This is a genomic window from Mesorhizobium sp. M0227 (assembly GCF_040321855.1).
Classification (GTDB): Bacteria; Pseudomonadota; Alphaproteobacteria; order Rhizobiales; family Rhizobiaceae; genus Mesorhizobium.
This window is the reverse complement of sequence record NZ_JAMYSJ010000042.1, coordinates 21,422-36,506: the sequence shown is the minus strand read 5'-3', so window position 1 is coordinate 36,506 and position 15,085 is coordinate 21,422. Positions and strand designations below refer to the sequence as shown.

Annotated in this window: 12 protein-coding genes; 4 read left to right on the top strand and 8 right to left on the bottom strand. The window is 62.4% G+C overall.

Going from position 1 to position 15,085, the window contains the following annotated elements; translation table 11 throughout:
• Nucleotides 1–159 precede the first annotated feature (159 nt).
• The gene (locus tag NKJ00_RS30600; RefSeq protein WP_023812067.1) at nt 160–1,692 is read left to right on the top strand and encodes an acyl-CoA carboxylase subunit beta; all 1,533 of its coding nucleotides are present in this window, start codon (nt 160–162) and stop codon (nt 1,690–1,692) included.
• Between the two features lie 12 nt (nt 1,693–1,704).
• On the opposite strand, the gene NKJ00_RS30595 is transcribed toward NKJ00_RS30600, so the two are convergent.
• A complete protein-coding gene (locus NKJ00_RS30595) occupies nt 1,705–3,705 on the bottom strand; it encodes a hypothetical protein (protein ID WP_352611726.1) in 2,001 nt (666 codons plus the stop codon).
• Nucleotides 3,702–5,246 carry an NAD(P)H-hydrate dehydratase gene (locus tag NKJ00_RS30590; RefSeq protein WP_352611725.1) on the bottom strand — a complete coding sequence of 515 codons (1,545 nt, stop codon included), beginning with the start codon at nt 5,244–5,246 and terminating at the stop codon, nt 3,702–3,704. Before NKJ00_RS30590 ends, NKJ00_RS30595 begins: the two co-directional genes overlap by 4 nt.
• Nucleotides 5,247–5,604: 358 nt before the next feature.
• On the opposite strand from NKJ00_RS30590, the gene NKJ00_RS30585 reads away from it, so the two are divergent.
• Together NKJ00_RS30585 and glnA are read left to right on the top strand one after the other, a co-directional pair.
• Nucleotides 5,605–5,943: a P-II family nitrogen regulator gene (locus NKJ00_RS30585; RefSeq protein ID WP_006205430.1), complete on the top strand. Its 339-nt coding sequence runs from the start codon at nt 5,605–5,607 to the stop codon at nt 5,941–5,943.
• A gap of 65 nt (nt 5,944–6,008) precedes the next feature.
• Nucleotides 6,009–7,418, top strand: a complete 1,410-nt coding sequence (glnA, locus tag NKJ00_RS30580; RefSeq protein WP_128306005.1) for a type I glutamate--ammonia ligase — start codon at nt 6,009–6,011, stop codon at nt 7,416–7,418.
• A gap of 737 nt (nt 7,419–8,155) precedes the next feature.
• Here glnA and NKJ00_RS30575 read toward each other — a convergent pair.
• Nucleotides 8,156–9,196, bottom strand: a complete 1,041-nt coding sequence (locus tag NKJ00_RS30575; protein WP_023812071.1) for a glutamine synthetase beta-grasp domain-containing protein — start codon at nt 9,194–9,196, stop codon at nt 8,156–8,158.
• Nucleotides 9,197–9,511: 315 nt separating this feature from the next.
• Between NKJ00_RS30575 and NKJ00_RS30570 the strand changes: the two genes are divergently transcribed.
• Nucleotides 9,512–9,709, top strand: a complete 198-nt coding sequence (locus NKJ00_RS30570) for a DUF2735 domain-containing protein (protein WP_352611724.1) — start codon at nt 9,512–9,514, stop codon at nt 9,707–9,709.
• 99 nt (nt 9,710–9,808) lie between these two features.
• On the opposite strand, the gene NKJ00_RS30565 is transcribed toward NKJ00_RS30570, so the two are convergent.
• The 5 genes from NKJ00_RS30565 to crcB form a co-directional block, all read right to left on the bottom strand.
• Complete coding sequence (locus NKJ00_RS30565; RefSeq protein WP_023812073.1) at nt 9,809–11,695, bottom strand: MFS transporter; 1,887 nt, start codon at nt 11,693–11,695, stop codon at nt 9,809–9,811.
• A gap of 191 nt (nt 11,696–11,886) precedes the next feature.
• On the bottom strand, nt 11,887–12,678 hold the full coding sequence (locus NKJ00_RS30560; protein WP_352551992.1) for an ATP12 family chaperone protein: 792 nt from the start codon (nt 12,676–12,678) through the stop codon (nt 11,887–11,889).
• Between the two features lie 11 nt (nt 12,679–12,689).
• On the bottom strand, nt 12,690–13,562 hold the full coding sequence (locus NKJ00_RS30555; protein ID WP_050592714.1) for a DMT family transporter: 873 nt from the start codon (nt 13,560–13,562) through the stop codon (nt 12,690–12,692).
• A gap of 62 nt (nt 13,563–13,624) precedes the next feature.
• Nucleotides 13,625–14,605: an RluA family pseudouridine synthase gene (locus tag NKJ00_RS30550; protein ID WP_023812076.1), complete on the bottom strand. Its 981-nt coding sequence runs from the start codon at nt 14,603–14,605 to the stop codon at nt 13,625–13,627.
• Nucleotides 14,606–14,667: 62 nt separating this feature from the next.
• Nucleotides 14,668–15,042, bottom strand: a complete 375-nt coding sequence (gene crcB, locus NKJ00_RS30545) for a fluoride efflux transporter CrcB (protein ID WP_352611723.1) — start codon at nt 15,040–15,042, stop codon at nt 14,668–14,670.
• Nucleotides 15,043–15,085: the final 43 nt, after the last annotated feature.

Sequence of the window (15,085 nt, the reverse complement as noted above, 5' to 3'; positions counted from 1 at the left end):
CCCGCCCCCACCCCCTTCGGGGTCCTCTTGTGGTCGCCGCGCCCTATCATTGCGTGGGCGTTCGTTGCCCCCGCCATCAACCCGGGGCCGCCCCCGGGCTGGTGCCGCGGGTTCGCGGCCACGATTACGACGAAATGCCGCTGGCTTGGGAGGTAATCGATGAAAGACGTTCTCAAGGAACTCGAGCGCCGCCGCGAGATCGCCCGCATGGGCGGCGGCCAGGTCCGCATCGATGCCCAGCACAAGAAGGGCAAGCTCACCGCGCGGGAACGCATCGAGGTGTTTCTCGACGAGGGCTCGTTCGAGGAATTCGACATGTACGTCGAGCACCGCTCGACCGACTTCGGCATGGAGAACACCAAGATCGCCGGCGACGGCGTCGTCACCGGCTGGGGCACCGTCAACGGCCGCCCGGTCTACCTCTTCGCCAAGGACTTTACCGTATTCGGCGGCTCGCTGTCGGAAGCGCATGCCGAGAAGGTCATCAAGGTGCAGGAGATGGCGCTCCGCAACCGGGCGCCGATCATCGGCCTCTACGATGCCGGGGGCGCGCGCATCCAGGAAGGCGTGGCAGCACTCGGCGGCTATGCCGAGATTTTTCAGCGCAACGTGCTGGCCTCAGGCGTCATTCCGCAGATTTCCGTCATCATGGGACCGTGCGCCGGCGGCGACGTCTATTCGCCTGCCATGACCGACTTCATCTTCATGGTGCGCGACACTTCCTACATGTTCGTTACTGGGCCGGATGTGGTGAAGACTGTGACCAACGAGACGGTGACCGCCGAGAGCCTCGGCGGCGCCTCCGTCCACACGACGAAATCCTCGATCGCCGACGGCGCCTATGACAATGACGTCGAGGCGCTGTTGCAGATGCGCCGGCTGGTCGACCTGTTGCCGGCCTCCAACACGTCGGAGCTTCCCGAGATCGAATGCTACCAGTCGGTCACCGACCATGATTTGTCGCTCGACCGGCTGATTCCCGACAACGCCAACAAGCCCTACGACATCAAGGAACTGATCCTGAAGGTCGCCGATGAAGGCGACTTCTTCGAAATCCAGCAGAATTTTGCCAAGAACATCGTCACCGGCTTCGGACGCGTCGAGGGCCGCACCGTCGGCTTCGTCGCCAACCAGCCGATGGTGCTGGCCGGCGTGCTCGATTCCGACGCCAGCCGCAAGGCGGCGCGCTTTGTGCGCTTCTGCGACTGTTTTTCGATCCCGATCGTCACCTTCGTCGATGTCCCCGGCTTCCTGCCGGGTACGGCGCAGGAATATGGCGGGCTGATCAAGCATGGCGCGAAGCTCCTGTTCGCCTATGCCGAGGCGACCGTGCCGAAGATCACCGTCATCACCCGCAAAGCCTATGGCGGCGCCTATGACGTGATGGCCTCAAAACATCTGCGCGGCGACATGAACTATGCCTGGCCGACGGCGCAGATCGCGGTCATGGGCGCCAGGGGCGCGGTCGAGATCATCTACCGCAAGGACATCGGTGACGCCGAAAAGATCGCAGCCCATACAAAGGCTTACGAGGATCGCTTCCTGTCGCCCTTCGTCGCCGCCGAACGCGGTTATGTCGACGAGGTGATCATGCCGCACTCGACGCGCCGCCGCATCGCGCGCGCGCTCCGCATGCTGCGCAACAAGGATATGCAGAACCCCTGGAAGAAGCACGACAATATTCCGCTGTGAGGCGTTGGCAACTCACTCCTCTTCCGCCGCACTAAACCCCGCTCCCATCGTGGCGCGGACAGGGCTGCCCCATGGCGTTGCGTGGTTGTCGATGCGCATCTGGAAGATGAAGTAGGTCGGCGAGCAGAAACCGATGCCCTTCACTTTTGAAATGCCCGGCGTATCGGACGGCAGCGACTGGCACATATAGTCCTCGCGGCAGAAATGATCGGCCGAACAGGCCGGCCGATTGCCGCGATTGACGGCGCCGCCAAGGCATTGATCGAAATTGTTGGTGGCCACGCAGATGTCGAACTTCTTGCCGCCGACCAGCCCGCAGATCTCGTTCGGCATGGGCTTGCCGGCTTTGAAGGCGGCAAATGTACGGTCCTTGTCGTCGCAGCCGCGATAGGCAATCCCACCTGGCACGCCGATCTTCGGCGGACGGCAGGTGTAAGCGGTGCGCGAGACGTCAGGCGCGAAGGCCGCGAACTGGCCCGATTTGCTGTAGCGGTCGTTGAAAGGCTGCGCCGCGTTGCTGGCGATCGAGCCGGTCAAACAAGGGTGCCCGGAAAACATCTCCGGGCTGTCCTTGGGCAGCAGGCACTGCGCCAGTTTCGTGCGCACGCCCGAAGCGGTGGCCAGCGCCGTGCAGACGGTGCCGCCGCCGCATTGCCAGGACGTGCCAAAGTGAGCCGCATCTTCCTGCATCAGGCACGGCATGGCCATCTCCGCCGGCGCATAGTCGACCGCGGTCTCCGTCCAGGCTGCCGGCGGCGCAAAGGAGAGCGGACGGAAGCGGTTCGGCTGCTTGCCCGCGGCTGTAGCGGCGAGCCAGCCCTGGCGGCGCGGAATCTCGGCATGAAGATGCGGCGAGATGCCGACCTCGATGCGGTTGAGCGGCGATGTCGTCTTGTCGTCGAGGCCGATGAAATGGAAACCGGCGGTGGAACCGGCCTGGTGGCAACCCTGGCAGGCGCCATTGTCCAGCCGCTCGACCAACGCTTCCGGCGTGCGCAGCAGTTTCAGCTTGGAATAGTCGAGCGATGCGAATTCCTCGGGTCGGTATAATTGCGTAAACGGATGATTGGCCTGCCGCGCGCTGCCGAAGGTCGACCACGAGATGATTTTCCTGGCCAGGAACTCGTCGGGGATTTCATAAACACCTTCATCGACCGCCGGCAGGTTGGCGCCGACATAGGCGGCAAGCCGTGCTTTCAGCGCCGCATCCTGAGAGAGCCGTGCAGTGTCGGGTGTGTTCTCCAACGGCTTCTCGCTGATGTCAGCACCATCGATGCCGAATATCCGCATGAGATAGGCGGCCTGGCCGCCAAACTCGGTTTCCTGGCCGGAGGGAAAGCGCACCACCTGTGCGTTGAGCTCCAGTTGCTTGAAGGTCAGCCCGGCCTTCTCCAGAGGTCCACCGGTCAGCCAGCCGGCATCGACGCTCTCGTCAAGCTGTGGCGTCCAGCGCCCGGCAACGCCGACGCAGCCGCCGTCGGCATCGGGTGCCGCGCTATAGATGGCATTGAAATTGAACGGCAGGCGCGACGCCAGCAGCTTGCCGTTCTTGCGAAAACTGTAGGCCAGGCGGTAGATAAAGCGCACCTCGCCGCAGTTCCTGTCGCCTTGCAGCAGCGTGAAATCGCGACGGTCGAGCCGGTTGACGATGCCGACCAACCGGAGGCGCGCGGCATCGGTCTTCAGCCAGCGCATGTCCATGATGCGGCCGACATTGCCGTCGGTTATCTCGTAGAGCGGCCGCCCACCGGCTTTCATCTCGGCGCGCAATGCCGCAACATCAGAGGCAACGATGTCGACGATGGCGTGATAGGCGGGTGCCTCGTCGTAAAGCGCCTTTAGACCGTCCTCGCCGTCGACGCCGAAAACGTCGACGAAGCCGAAACCCTTGGCATCGAGTGCGGCGAGCACCGCCGGATCGTCGACGATGATCAAAGGGCCCTCGGCGCGCGCCGTCGACGCCACGAAGACGGCTAAGACTGTGGCAAGCAGCAGAGCCAGGGCGCGGTTCATGGAACAGCCATGCGCGCGTCGAAGAGTTCACGCAACACCGGCAGCAGCGCCAGCGGCAGATCCTCGGCGATCAAGCCGGGTCCGAACCGGCTGCCGGCTTCGGCATGCAGCCACACCGCCGCGCAGGTGCCCTCCAAGGGCGGCATGCCTTGTGCGAGCAAACCGGCAATGATGCCCGACAGCACGTCGCCTGACCCGGCTGTGGCCAGCCACGGTGCACCGTTGGAGTTGATCGCCGCTTTGCCATCGGGCGCTGCTATGACCGTGTCGGCGCCCTTGTAGACGATGACGGCATTGGCCCGCGCTGCGGCCGCCCGCGCCTTGTCCAATTTCGACATGGTTTTGTCCCCGGCGATATCTGGGAACAAGCGGCCGAATTCACCCTCATGCGGCGTGATCACCAACGCTGGCGCGTTCAGGTGACGGGCGGCTTCGAACAGCGACTGCGGCTGATGGGCCATAGATGTAATGGCGTCAGCATCAAGCACGATCGCTCCTCCGTGGTTTGCGGTTTGCGATGCGCGTGCACCCTCCGCCAAGGTCTTGATCAGTTGCAGGGCGAAATCGCCGACCTTGGGCTTTGGCCCGAGCCCCGGTCCAAACACCAGCGCCTCGGGATGGCGCGCCGTCAGAAATTCCTGCACCTCCTCGAGTGACCCCGCCTCTCGCAGCATGATCGAGGTCAGGTGTGTCGCGTTCACCTGCATGGCATTGCCAGGCGACAGCACGGTGACCGCCCCTGCCCCGCATCTAGCGGCGGCCATCGCCGACAGCCGCGCCGCGCCGGTAGCACTCGGGCCGCCGGAAAAGACGCCGACATGGCCGCGCTTGTATTTATGCGCGTCCACCGCCGGCACCGGAAATTCCCGCAACCACAGGTCCGGCACATTTTCGAAGGTCGAGACAGCGAGCTGGGCGATGATGCCGTCATCGATGCCGATATCGGCGAGCACGATTTCACCGCATTGCCCGCGCCCCGGCAGCAGCAGGTGGCCGGGCTTTTTCCGGGCGAAGGTAACGGTGAGTTCGGCGCGAAACGCCCTGCTCAATATTTCGCCGCTGGCACCTGAGACGCCCGACGGCAGGTCGATCGCGACCACAGGCAGGCGCAGGGCTGTCACGGTATCGACGGCCTTCGCGGCATCGCCGGAAAGCGGCTTGGACAGCCCTGCCCCATAGAGCGCGTCGATCACGATCGAGCCGAACTCGGCGTCGAAATCAGACAGCGGCCGGGACTTGATCAGTGATTCCGCGGCGGCGAGCGCCGCATCGCTTTCCGGCCTCGGCGCTCCGGATGACCAGATCGTTGTGCCGACGCCGCTGCCGGCCAGGAGGCGTGCGACGACATAGCCATCGCCGCCATTGTTGCCGGGCCCGCACAGCACATGGATGTGCTTTGCCGAGGGATAGCGCTTGAGAACCTCGGCCGCGACCGCTGCGCCCGCGCGCCGCATCAGGCTGATTCCATCGGCCGGACCGGCCGCGATCGTCAGCCGATCGGCCGCGGTCATTTCGGCGGGGACAAGAAGTTCGTTGCTCATGGATTGCCGATCCGCATGCTATCAAGCATTGTCCAATTTCGATCCTAAGCAAACAAGGGGGAGTTGCCGAGATCTGCGGCCATAACGTCGGCACGAAGGCATCGCGGGCAGAAAATTGCCTGCGGGATAGGCGATGTGCCTGATTTTTGTGCGGACGCGGGTGTTGGCGCTGTGTAGGCTCTGGCAGCCCATGCCGCTTCCGGTGCAGTGAATGACGCGAATTTGCATCCCGGTGCGGCGCGGCTTTGAAATCTTATGAGACCGCTTAGAATCCGCTGAATTGGCACAGTTCGTGCTTGATGGAGGCGCAAGCGGGGGGTCACAACCCGTTTTTTTGGCAGTGGAGGCCACTTTTTACATGAAAAAGATCGAAGCGATCATCAAGCCATTCAAGCTGGACGAAGTGAAGGAAGCGCTTCAGGAAGCCGGACTGCAAGGCATCACTGTCACCGAGGCAAAAGGCTTCGGTCGTCAGAAGGGCCACACCGAACTCTATCGCGGCGCCGAATATGTCGTCGATTTCCTGCCCAAGGTGAAGATCGAGGTCGTGCTTGGCGACGACGCGGTCGAAGGCGCCATTGAGGCCATCCGCAAGGCGGCCCAGACGGGCCGCATCGGTGACGGCAAGATCTTCGTTTCCAATATCGAGGAAGTTGTGCGAATCCGCACCGGCGAAACGGGCATGGACGCGGTCTGACCTGACCCGGCCATCCTCCTGAAAACGTCATCAACAAAAAACGTCATCAAACAGGGATACATGACATGACGACAGCCAAAGACATCATGAAGCAGATCAAGGACAACGACGTGAAATTCGTCGACCTGCGCTTCACAGACCCGAAGGGCAAGCTGCAACACGTGACGATGGATGTCATCGAGGTCGAGGAAGACATGTTCGCCGATGGCGTGATGTTCGACGGCTCGTCGATTGCCGGCTGGAAGGCCATCAACGAGTCCGACATGGTGCTGATGCCCGATCCGGACACTGTCCACATGGACCCGTTCTTCGCGCAGTCGACCATGGTCATCCTGTGCGACATCCTCGATCCGGTTTCGGGTGAATCCTACAACCGCGATCCGCGCGGTACGGCCAAGAAGGCCGAGGCCTACATGAAGGCCGAAGGCATCGGCGACACCATCTATGTCGGCCCGGAAGCCGAGTTCTTCGTGTTCGACGACGTGAAGTACAAGGCCGATCCCTACAACACCGGATTCAAGCTCGACTCCACGGAACTGCCGTCGAACGACGACACCGACTACGAGACCGGCAATCTCGGCCACCGTCCGCGCGTCAAGGGCGGCTACTTCCCGGTGCCGCCGATCGACAGCGCGCAGGACATGCGCTCGGAAATGCTGACCGTGCTCGCCGAGATGGGCGTGCGCGTCGAAAAGCATCACCATGAGGTGGCGGCGGCCCAGCACGAACTCGGCATCAAGTTCGACGCACTGGTGCGCAACGCCGACAAGATGCTGATCTACAAATATGTCGTCCACCAGGTCGCCAACGCCTATGGCAAGACGGCCACCTTCATGCCGAAGCCGATCTTCGGCGACAACGGCTCGGGCATGCACGTCCACATGTCGATCTGGAAGAACGGCAAGCCGACCTTCGCCGGCAATGAATATGCAGGTCTGTCGGAAAACTGCCTCTTCTTCATTGGCGGCGTCATCAAGCATGCCAAGGCGATCAACGCCTTTACCAACCCGCTGACCAATTCCTACAAGCGCCTGGTGCCGGGTTACGAAGCGCCGGTTCTGCTCGCCTATTCGGCGCGCAACCGCTCGGCGTCCTGCCGCATCCCGTTCGGCTCGTCGCCGAAGGCCAAGCGCGTCGAGGTCCGCTTTCCCGATCCGGGCGCGAATCCCTACCTCGCCTTCTCCGCCCTGCTGATGGCCGGCCTCGACGGCATCAAGAACAAGATCCATCCCGGCCAGCCGATGGACAAGGATCTCTACGACCTGCCGCCGAAGGAGTTGAAAAAGATCCCGACCGTCTGCGGTTCGCTGCGAGAAGCCCTGCAGAGCCTCGACAAGGACCGTGGCTTCCTGAAGGCTGGCGGCGTCTTCGACGACGACCAGATCGACAGCTACATCGAGCTGAAGATGGCCGAAGTGATGCGCTTCGAAATGACCCCGCATCCGGTCGAATACGACATGTACTACTCCGTCTGAGGCTTCAATCTCAGCCTAAGATTCGCCATAACCAAGCCCTTGAAAGACTTCCCTCTTTCAAGGGCTTTTTGCTGCGCTCCAATAGGAATTGCCAGCCGACCGGCATGTCTCGCCTGCGCGGCAGCCGCATGCGCGCCCGTATCCGCCTTTCGTCTTCGGCGATCGCACGATGCCCGGATTCTTGGACCTACGGTCCATCGGAGCGGCCGGCTTGAGCGTCGGTCCGGTGACTTCAATCACTACTCGGCGATGTCCAGTGAAGATCAAGGCGGCCGCTCGGTCGCCAACGTTGGAGCCAGGAGCGAGCGGAGCACTGTCTCAGGCTACAGTGACCGCTCGTCCGGCGCCCACGCCAATGCCGCCGTTCAGAAAACCCCGCCCGTCCGAACAGCATTGCGTGACGTAACCCCAAGGCCTGCGAATACGCATGCCGTAGCGTGATCTGTCAACGTCGCAAGCCGGGCCGCGAATGGCCGATTCTGCTGTATGAACAGATGCTTATGGAAGGCCCTTTGCCCCGGATAAGGGCTGGAAAAGGCGCTTTTCCGGGCTTTATAGCGAGTGATCGCCGGAGGCTCACATGGCTGCGGCAAGAACTCCCGGGCGATTTGCGGCCGCGTGAATTTCCTGACTTTTTCTGGGTATGTTTTCCCAGGAATGCCGTCAGCCGGGTAACGGCCAAAAAAGAACCCCGGCGCGAAACGCCGGGGGTCTTCTTGTCATGCAGTCCGAAACGCTTACGCGGCGGCCGAAACCTGGGCGCTTGCCGGAACCGAGGCGATCGTCTTCAGGATCTGCGAGGCGATCTGGTAGGGGTCGCCCTGCGAGTTCGGACGGCGGTCTTCCAGATAACCCTTGTAGTCGCTTTTGATGAAGGAATGCGGCACGCGGATCGAGGCGCCACGGTCGGCAATGCCATAGCTGAACCGGTTCCACGGCGCGGTCTCGTGCTTGCCGGTCAAACGCTTGTCGTTGTCCGGGCCGTAGACGGCGATGTGATCCATCAGGTTCTTGTCGAAGGCCGCCATCAGCGCTTCGAAATAGGCCTTGCCGCCGACTTCGCGCATATAGGCGGTCGAGAAGTTGGCGTGCATGCCAGAGCCGTTCCAGTCGGTGTCGCCAAGCGGCTTGCAGTGGTATTCGATGTCGATGCCGTACTTCTCGGTCAGGCGCTGCATGAGGTAGCGGGCCATCCACATCTGGTCGGCGGCTTTCTTGGAGCCCTTGCCGAAAATCTGGAATTCCCACTGGCCCTTGGCAACTTCGGCGTTGATGCCTTCGTGGTTGATGCCGGCGGCGAGGCAGAGGTCGAGATGCTCCTCGACGATCTGGCGCGCAATGGAGCCGACATTGGAATAGCCGACGCCGGTGTAGTACGGGCCCTGGGGTGCGGGATAGCCGCTCTCGGGGAAGCCGAGCGGCCGGCCGTCCTTGTAGAAGAAATATTCCTGCTCGAAGCCGAACCAGGCGCCCTCGTCATCGAGGATGGTGGCGCGCTTGTTGGATGCGTGCGGCGTCACGCCATCGGGCATCATGACTTCGCACATGACCAGCACGCCGTTGGTGCGGGCGGGATCCGGATAGACCGCAACCGGCTTCAGCACGCAATCGGAGCTGTGCCCTTCGGCCTGCTGGGTCGAGGAACCATCGAAGCCCCATAGCGGCAGCTGCTCGAGATCAGGGAATTCGGCGAATTCCTTGATCTGCGTCTTGCCGCGAAGGTTGGGGACCGGGGTATATCCATCGAGCCAGATATACTCGAGCTTGTATTTCGTCATTCTAGCCTCTCGTTGCTTGATCACCGAACACTGAACGGCGTCGACATGCGTCTGCCGTCAGCAGCCGGCCTGCCGCACACCTAAAATGCAATTCGTGTGCCATTCTTGGTCCGGAGGGTGCGGCAAAATTGACCCGGTATCACTCGAAGTCGGTGAGCCGCCTAAGCGATGCGCTCGGATCCATCACAATCGTTCTTTGCACAAATAGTGTGCAAATACTGATCTTTTCATAGGCATATTGCCTAACTTGATTGCAGACCTTATCTTCGGACCAAGTTGAATCGAAAAGGTTCGGCGGAAGAAAGGAACCCGGCAATGGAAATCATTTCCACACGACCGTCGGCCAAAATTCTGATGTTCCCGGCGGCAGCGCGTCTCTCTGCCTCAAATTTGAGCGGAAGGGCTAAGTTTGCGGCAGAGCTTGCCTCGCTGCGTGGTGCCCGCGCAGACTTCGGCGACGGCTGGTACCATGAGGCAGCCATCGAGGATGAGGCCCGGGGCCGCAAGATCTGACACAGAGGGGCAGCAGCCCTCGTCAACGGATAGCATGAAAGCAAAAGCCCGGCGCGATCGCTCGCGCCGGGCTTTATCTTTGTATGCTGGAGCTGTCAGCTACTGCTTGTCGTGCAGGTTGGTTCCCAGCGTATCCCTGACGAAGATCATGCCGATGATCAGCGACATCGCCGCGATCACCACCGGATACCAGAGGCCGTAGTAGATATCGCCCTTGGAGGCGCTGAGCGCGAACACGATCGCCGGCAGCAGGCCGCCGAACCAGCCATTGCCGATGTGATAGGGCAGCGACATGCCGGTATAGCGGATGCGGGTCGGGAACATCTCGACCAGGATCGCCGCGATCGGCCCGTAGACCATGGTCACGTAGAGGACCAGGATGAACAGGATGCCGATGACCTTTGCCCAGTTGACCGCCGCCGGGTCGGCAAACATCGCGAACGCACCGGCCGCCGGAACACTGTAGACGGTCACGTCCGTGGCGCCGGCAGCCTCATCGGCCGTCAGCAGCTTGTCCTTGACCGCCTGGGCGAGCGGGACAGTGGCCTTTTCACCGGCGCGAATGGCTGCCGCGTCGAGCTTCAGTTCGGGATTGGCCGCGACAAAGGCGTCGAGCTTTTGGTCAGCAACCTTGGCGGCAGCACGCTTCAGTGGGTAACCGCCGTCCTGAAGCGCCAGGTTGATCGCCTTCTTGAAAGCCGCATCGCTTGGAGCAGCCTTATCAGCGGCCGCCACGGCGTCGTAAGACGTCACGGTCTCGGCGCCGATCTTGACGCTGGCCGCTGTTCCCGCTGCCGCTGTCGTGACGATATCATAGGGCACCGAGCTTTTGGCCAGGAAGTCCGTCGCAATATCGCACGAGGTGAGAGGCTTGCGTGTTCCGGTTGGATTGAACTGGAACTTGCAGTCCCCCGGAGCAGCGGTCACCGTCGCACGCGTGTTCTGCTGGGCGGTGGCGAGCGCCGGGTTGGCGGCCCATGTCAGCGCCTTGAACAGCGGGAAAGTGGTGACGATCGCCAGCGCGAGACCGGCCATGATGATCGGCTTGCGGCCGATCTTGTCGGATAGCCAGCCGAACACGACGAAGAAGACCGCGCCGAGCGCCAGCGCAATCGCGATCATGATGTTGACCGACTGTGGGTCGACCTTGAGCACATTCGCCAGGAAGAACAGCGCGTAGAACTGGCCGTTGTACCAGACCACAGCCTGGCCGGCGGTGAGGCCGAACAACGCGAGCAACGCGATCTTGGCATTCTTCCACTGGCCGAAGGCTTCCGTCAGCGGCGCCTTGGAGCCCTTGCCCTCGTCCTTCATGCGCTGGAAAGTCGGCGATTCGGCAAGCGACAGGCGGATCCAGACCGATATGCCGAGCAGTATGGCCGAGAGCAGGAACGGAATACGCCAGCCCCAAGCCGCGAAATCCTCCTTGCTCAGCGAATTCTGCACGACCAGGATGACGATCAGCGACAGGAACAGGCCGAGCGTCGCCGTCGTCTGAATCCACGACGTATAGAAGCCGCGGCGATCGTCGGGAGCATGCTCGGCGACATAGGTCGCCGCACCACCATACTCACCGCCGAGCGCCAGGCCCTGCAGCATGCGCAGCCCGACCAGGATGATGGGCGCCGCAATGCCCCAGTTCGCCGAGCCGGGAAGCAGGCCGACCAGGAAGGTCGACAGGCCCATGATCAGGATGGTGACAAGAAATGTGTATTTGCGGCCGACGAGATCGCCAATGCGACCGAACACCAGCGCGCCGAACGGGCGCACCAGGAAGCCGGCGGCGAAAACCAGCAGCGTGAAGATGTTGCGAGTCGCCTCTGGATAGGAGGCGAAGAATGCCGCGCCGATCGCTCCGGCCAATGCGCCGTAGAGATAGAAATCATACCATTCGAAAACGGTGCCGAGCGAGGAAGCGAAGATGACTTTCTTCTCCTCCCGCGTCATGCCGCGGCTTGCTCCGCCGGCGGTCGATGCGATTGCCATTGCGTTATCCTCCCGTGAGACCCGTTCTCGATGCTGCGCGACACCGTCCGCGTTCTCCTCCGAGCACGGACTCAACGACAGCCATTCGGAAAAATGACAGAAAGCGCCTGCCAAAGGCAGCGCGTCTTTGGGATTATGACTTTGGTATTAGGTGCACTGCGGGATGAATCCGGGCGAGCTGGGAAAACTCCTTAGCGCTTGAGCGCTTCCAGCAGGCCGACAGCAGCCATCATGTCGCGCTTGCGAGCCGCGCGGCGGGCAACGGCCTCCGCGTCCTGCCCCCAATGCTCGATCTGCCAGTCCTCGTCGACATGGGCAGCGGCCCAGGCAGAATCGGCATCGAGTTCGCCGAAATCGACAGCCAGCGCCAGCAGAGCCGAACCGGTCAGCGAGGTCATCACATGGATGGCGGCGAGCCGCAGCGGCTCTGTTCGCTGAGCAAGATGGCTGCCCAGCACGGCGATGGTCTCGCGCGGCTGCTCGACATGAATGATGCCCTCGGCGAGATTGAAGCGGACCCCGAGTGTTCCCCTCGCCCAGTCGATCACCGGATCCCAATGCTGGTTCTGCCGCTCCACCAGCCCCTGCGGTACGTCGGCGCGGTAGCAGAGCAGATCGGATGAGGCGAAGCGCAGGATATCCTCCAGCACCGCCTGCGGGTCGCTGGCAACACCGTCGATGGCGGTGTTGACGAGACGCATCACCGGCATGGTCACCGGATTGATGGTCTCGCTTTGGGCGGCGAATTCGTCGGCGGCAAGCACTGCTGCTGCCTCGGTAGGCAGCGCCAGCAGCGCCTTGCCCGGGGTGCGCACCGGCTTGCCGTCGAGATGCACGGCAAAGCCATTGTCGACAGGTGCGACAGAGGCGGCCTTGTAGAAGCGCTTCGGCAGATGCGTCTTCATCTGGATCTGGGCGCGACGCACCGGATCGGGATGGGAAAGATATTTGCCCGCTTCGAGGTCGTTGAGGATATCACGCATGAAGGTCTCTCTTACACCGGCGTCAGCTTGCGCGCCGGCCGGTTGACGATAATCAGGCCGGCGGCAATCAGGCCAAGTGCCAGGAAAATGCGCATGGTCAGCGGCTCATTCAAGAACATGGCGCCGCACAGCACGCCGAAAACCGGCGACAGGAAGGTGAAACTGGACAGGCCCGATGCCGGATAGCGCCGCAGCAGCCAGAACCACAGCACATAGGTGAAGGCGACGATGTAGACAGCCTGGAAAAGCAGCGCCAAAGTCGGCAGCACGGTCGGATCGCGAACGGGCGGGCCGGCGAGAGGCAGCACCAAGACGCCGACGATCGCTGCCCCGGCGAGCTGGTAAAGCAGAAGCTTCTCGGCGCTCGCCTCGACCAGCTTCGAGCGCTTGATGAGGATATTGGTCAAAGCCCAGAAGAATCCGGAGCCGAGGCTCAGAAGATCGCCGAACAGCATGTCTCCGCCGCCGCCGAGCTTGTCGGAAAACACCGCGGCAAGGCCGGCAAAGGCCAGCAGCAGGCCGAGGAATTTTCTCAACGTGATCTGCTCGCCGAGCAGGAAATGGCCGCCGAGCAGCATCCAGAACGGCATCGTGTTGACCAACAGCGTGTTGCGGGCAACGGTCGTATGCTCCAGGCCGACATAAAGGCAAAGGAACTCGATGCCGAAAAGCGCGCCAACCGCGATGCCGGCGAGCAAGGTCCCGTCGCGCGTGAAAAGCGCGATGCCGCGCCACCGGCACCAGGCAAAGACACACAGGCCGCCGATGATCGAGCGCGCGATCGATAGGAAAACCGGATCATAGCCAGCGTAGGAGATCTTGGCGGCGACGTAATTCAGCCCCCAGGAAAAGGTCAGCCCGACCATGATGGCGGCGGCGGCCATGTCGACCGTGTCGCGGCGATCAAGCGTATCGGCGGCGAGCCCGTCGGTGGCGCCGCTCACGATCAGTCCTCCGCGCTGGCGTCGTCGAAGCCGATCAGGTTCCAGCTCTGTCGCATGTGCGGCGGCATTGGCGCGGTGACATCGATGACGCCCTTGTCGGGATGCGGAATGATGATGCGGCGCGCATGCAGATGCAGGCGGTTTTGAATGCCGCCGGGAAAGTCCCAGTTGGTGTCGGCCTCGAAATATTTCGGATCGCCCAGGATCGGACAGCCGATGTGGGCGGCATGAACGCGAAGCTGGTGGGTGCGGCCGGTATAAGGCTCCATCTCCAGCCAGGTCATCGTCTGCGCCGCCTGCTCGATGATCCGGTAGTAGGACACGGCGTGATCGGCGCCCTTTTCGCCGTGCGCGGCGACACGCACGCGGTCACCGTCCGGCGTCGGCTCCTTGATCAGCCAGGTCGAGATCTTGTCCTCGCGCTTGGGCGGCACGCCCTTGACCAGCGCCCAATAGGTCTTCTTGGTCTCGCGGGCGCGAAACGCTTCCGAGAGCTTCATGGCGGCCAGCCGGCTGCGGGCGACGACCAGCACGCCCGAGGTGTCGCGGTCGAGCCTGTGAACCAGCCTGGGCTTCTCGCCCTTCTGGTTGCGCCAGGCCTCCAGCATGTCGTCGACATTGCGGGTGACGCCCGAGCCACCCTGCACCGCAAGGCCCGCCGGCTTGTTGAAGACGAAAACCTTGGGATCCTCGTGGATCAGCATCTTGGCGAGAACATCGGCATCGCCCTGGTTGCGGATCGAGTGGCCGGTCAGCGCACTCTCGCCCTTCTTGTCGACCTCGAGCGGTGGGACGCGAACCATCTGGCCGGGCTCGACACGGGTGTCCGCCTTGACCCGACCGCCGTCGACACGGATCTGGCCGGAGCGCAGAAGCTTCTGCAAATGGCCGAAACCAAGGCCCGGGAAATGGGTCTTGAACCAGCGGTCGAGCCGCATGCCCGCCTCGCCGGCCTCCACCGTGATCTGTTCAACGCCTGCCATATTTTTTGTCGCTTATCCGTTTCCCGAGCGAAGCCCGGCCTGTTCTTGGCGCGGCAATAGCACTAAGGCAGGCTTCTTGCGAGCCAAAGTCCCAGAAACAGGGCGATAATGGCGCCAATGACGCTGGCAAGGGCATAAGCCAGCGCAGGCAGCGTGGCTCCCCGCTCCCACAGCGTCGCGAAATCGAGCGAAAAGGCGGAGAAGGTGGTGAAGCCGCCAAGAATGCCGGTAGCAACGAACAGCCTGACCTCGTTCGATCCGCCACGGCGCATCATGGAGGCGATGAACAGCCCCATGGCGAAGGAGCCGATGACGTTGATGGCCATCGTGCCCCAGGGATAGCTGGGGCCGACAAGGCGCAGCGCGCCGATGTTGGTAAGGTGACGAATTCCGGCACCGATGCCGCCACCGACGACGACGAGAAACAGATTGAACATGACCGTTTACTGCCCCCGCACGGCTGCCCGGTCAATCCCTCGT

Coding starts and splice junctions, on each gene's coding strand:
- NKJ00_RS30600 (WP_023812067.1), top strand. CDS start 160: ATGAAAGACGTTCTCAAGGAACTCGAGCGCCGCCGCGAGATCGCCCGC.
- NKJ00_RS30575 (WP_023812071.1), bottom strand. CDS start 9,196: ATGACGAAATACAAGCTCGAGTATATCTGGCTCGATGGATATACCCCG.
- crcB (WP_352611723.1), bottom strand. CDS start 15,042: ATGTTCAATCTGTTTCTCGTCGTCGTCGGTGGCGGCATCGGTGCCGGA.
- NKJ00_RS30595 (WP_352611726.1), bottom strand. CDS start 3,705: ATGAACCGCGCCCTGGCTCTGCTGCTTGCCACAGTCTTAGCCGTCTTC.
- glnA (WP_128306005.1), top strand. CDS start 6,009: ATGACGACAGCCAAAGACATCATGAAGCAGATCAAGGACAACGACGTG.
- NKJ00_RS30555 (WP_050592714.1), bottom strand. CDS start 13,562: ATGGCCGCCGCCGCCATCATGGTCGGGCTGACCTTTTCCTGGGGGCTG.
- NKJ00_RS30560 (WP_352551992.1), bottom strand. CDS start 12,678: ATGCGTGATATCCTCAACGACCTCGAAGCGGGCAAATATCTTTCCCAT.
- NKJ00_RS30565 (WP_023812073.1), bottom strand. CDS start 11,695: ATGGCAATCGCATCGACCGCCGGCGGAGCAAGCCGCGGCATGACGCGG.
- NKJ00_RS30570 (WP_352611724.1), top strand. CDS start 9,512: ATGGAAATCATTTCCACACGACCGTCGGCCAAAATTCTGATGTTCCCG.
- NKJ00_RS30585 (WP_006205430.1), top strand. CDS start 5,605: ATGAAAAAGATCGAAGCGATCATCAAGCCATTCAAGCTGGACGAAGTG.
- NKJ00_RS30550 (WP_023812076.1), bottom strand. CDS start 14,605: ATGGCAGGCGTTGAACAGATCACGGTGGAGGCCGGCGAGGCGGGCATG.
- NKJ00_RS30590 (WP_352611725.1), bottom strand. CDS start 5,246: ATGAGCAACGAACTTCTTGTCCCCGCCGAAATGACCGCGGCCGATCGG.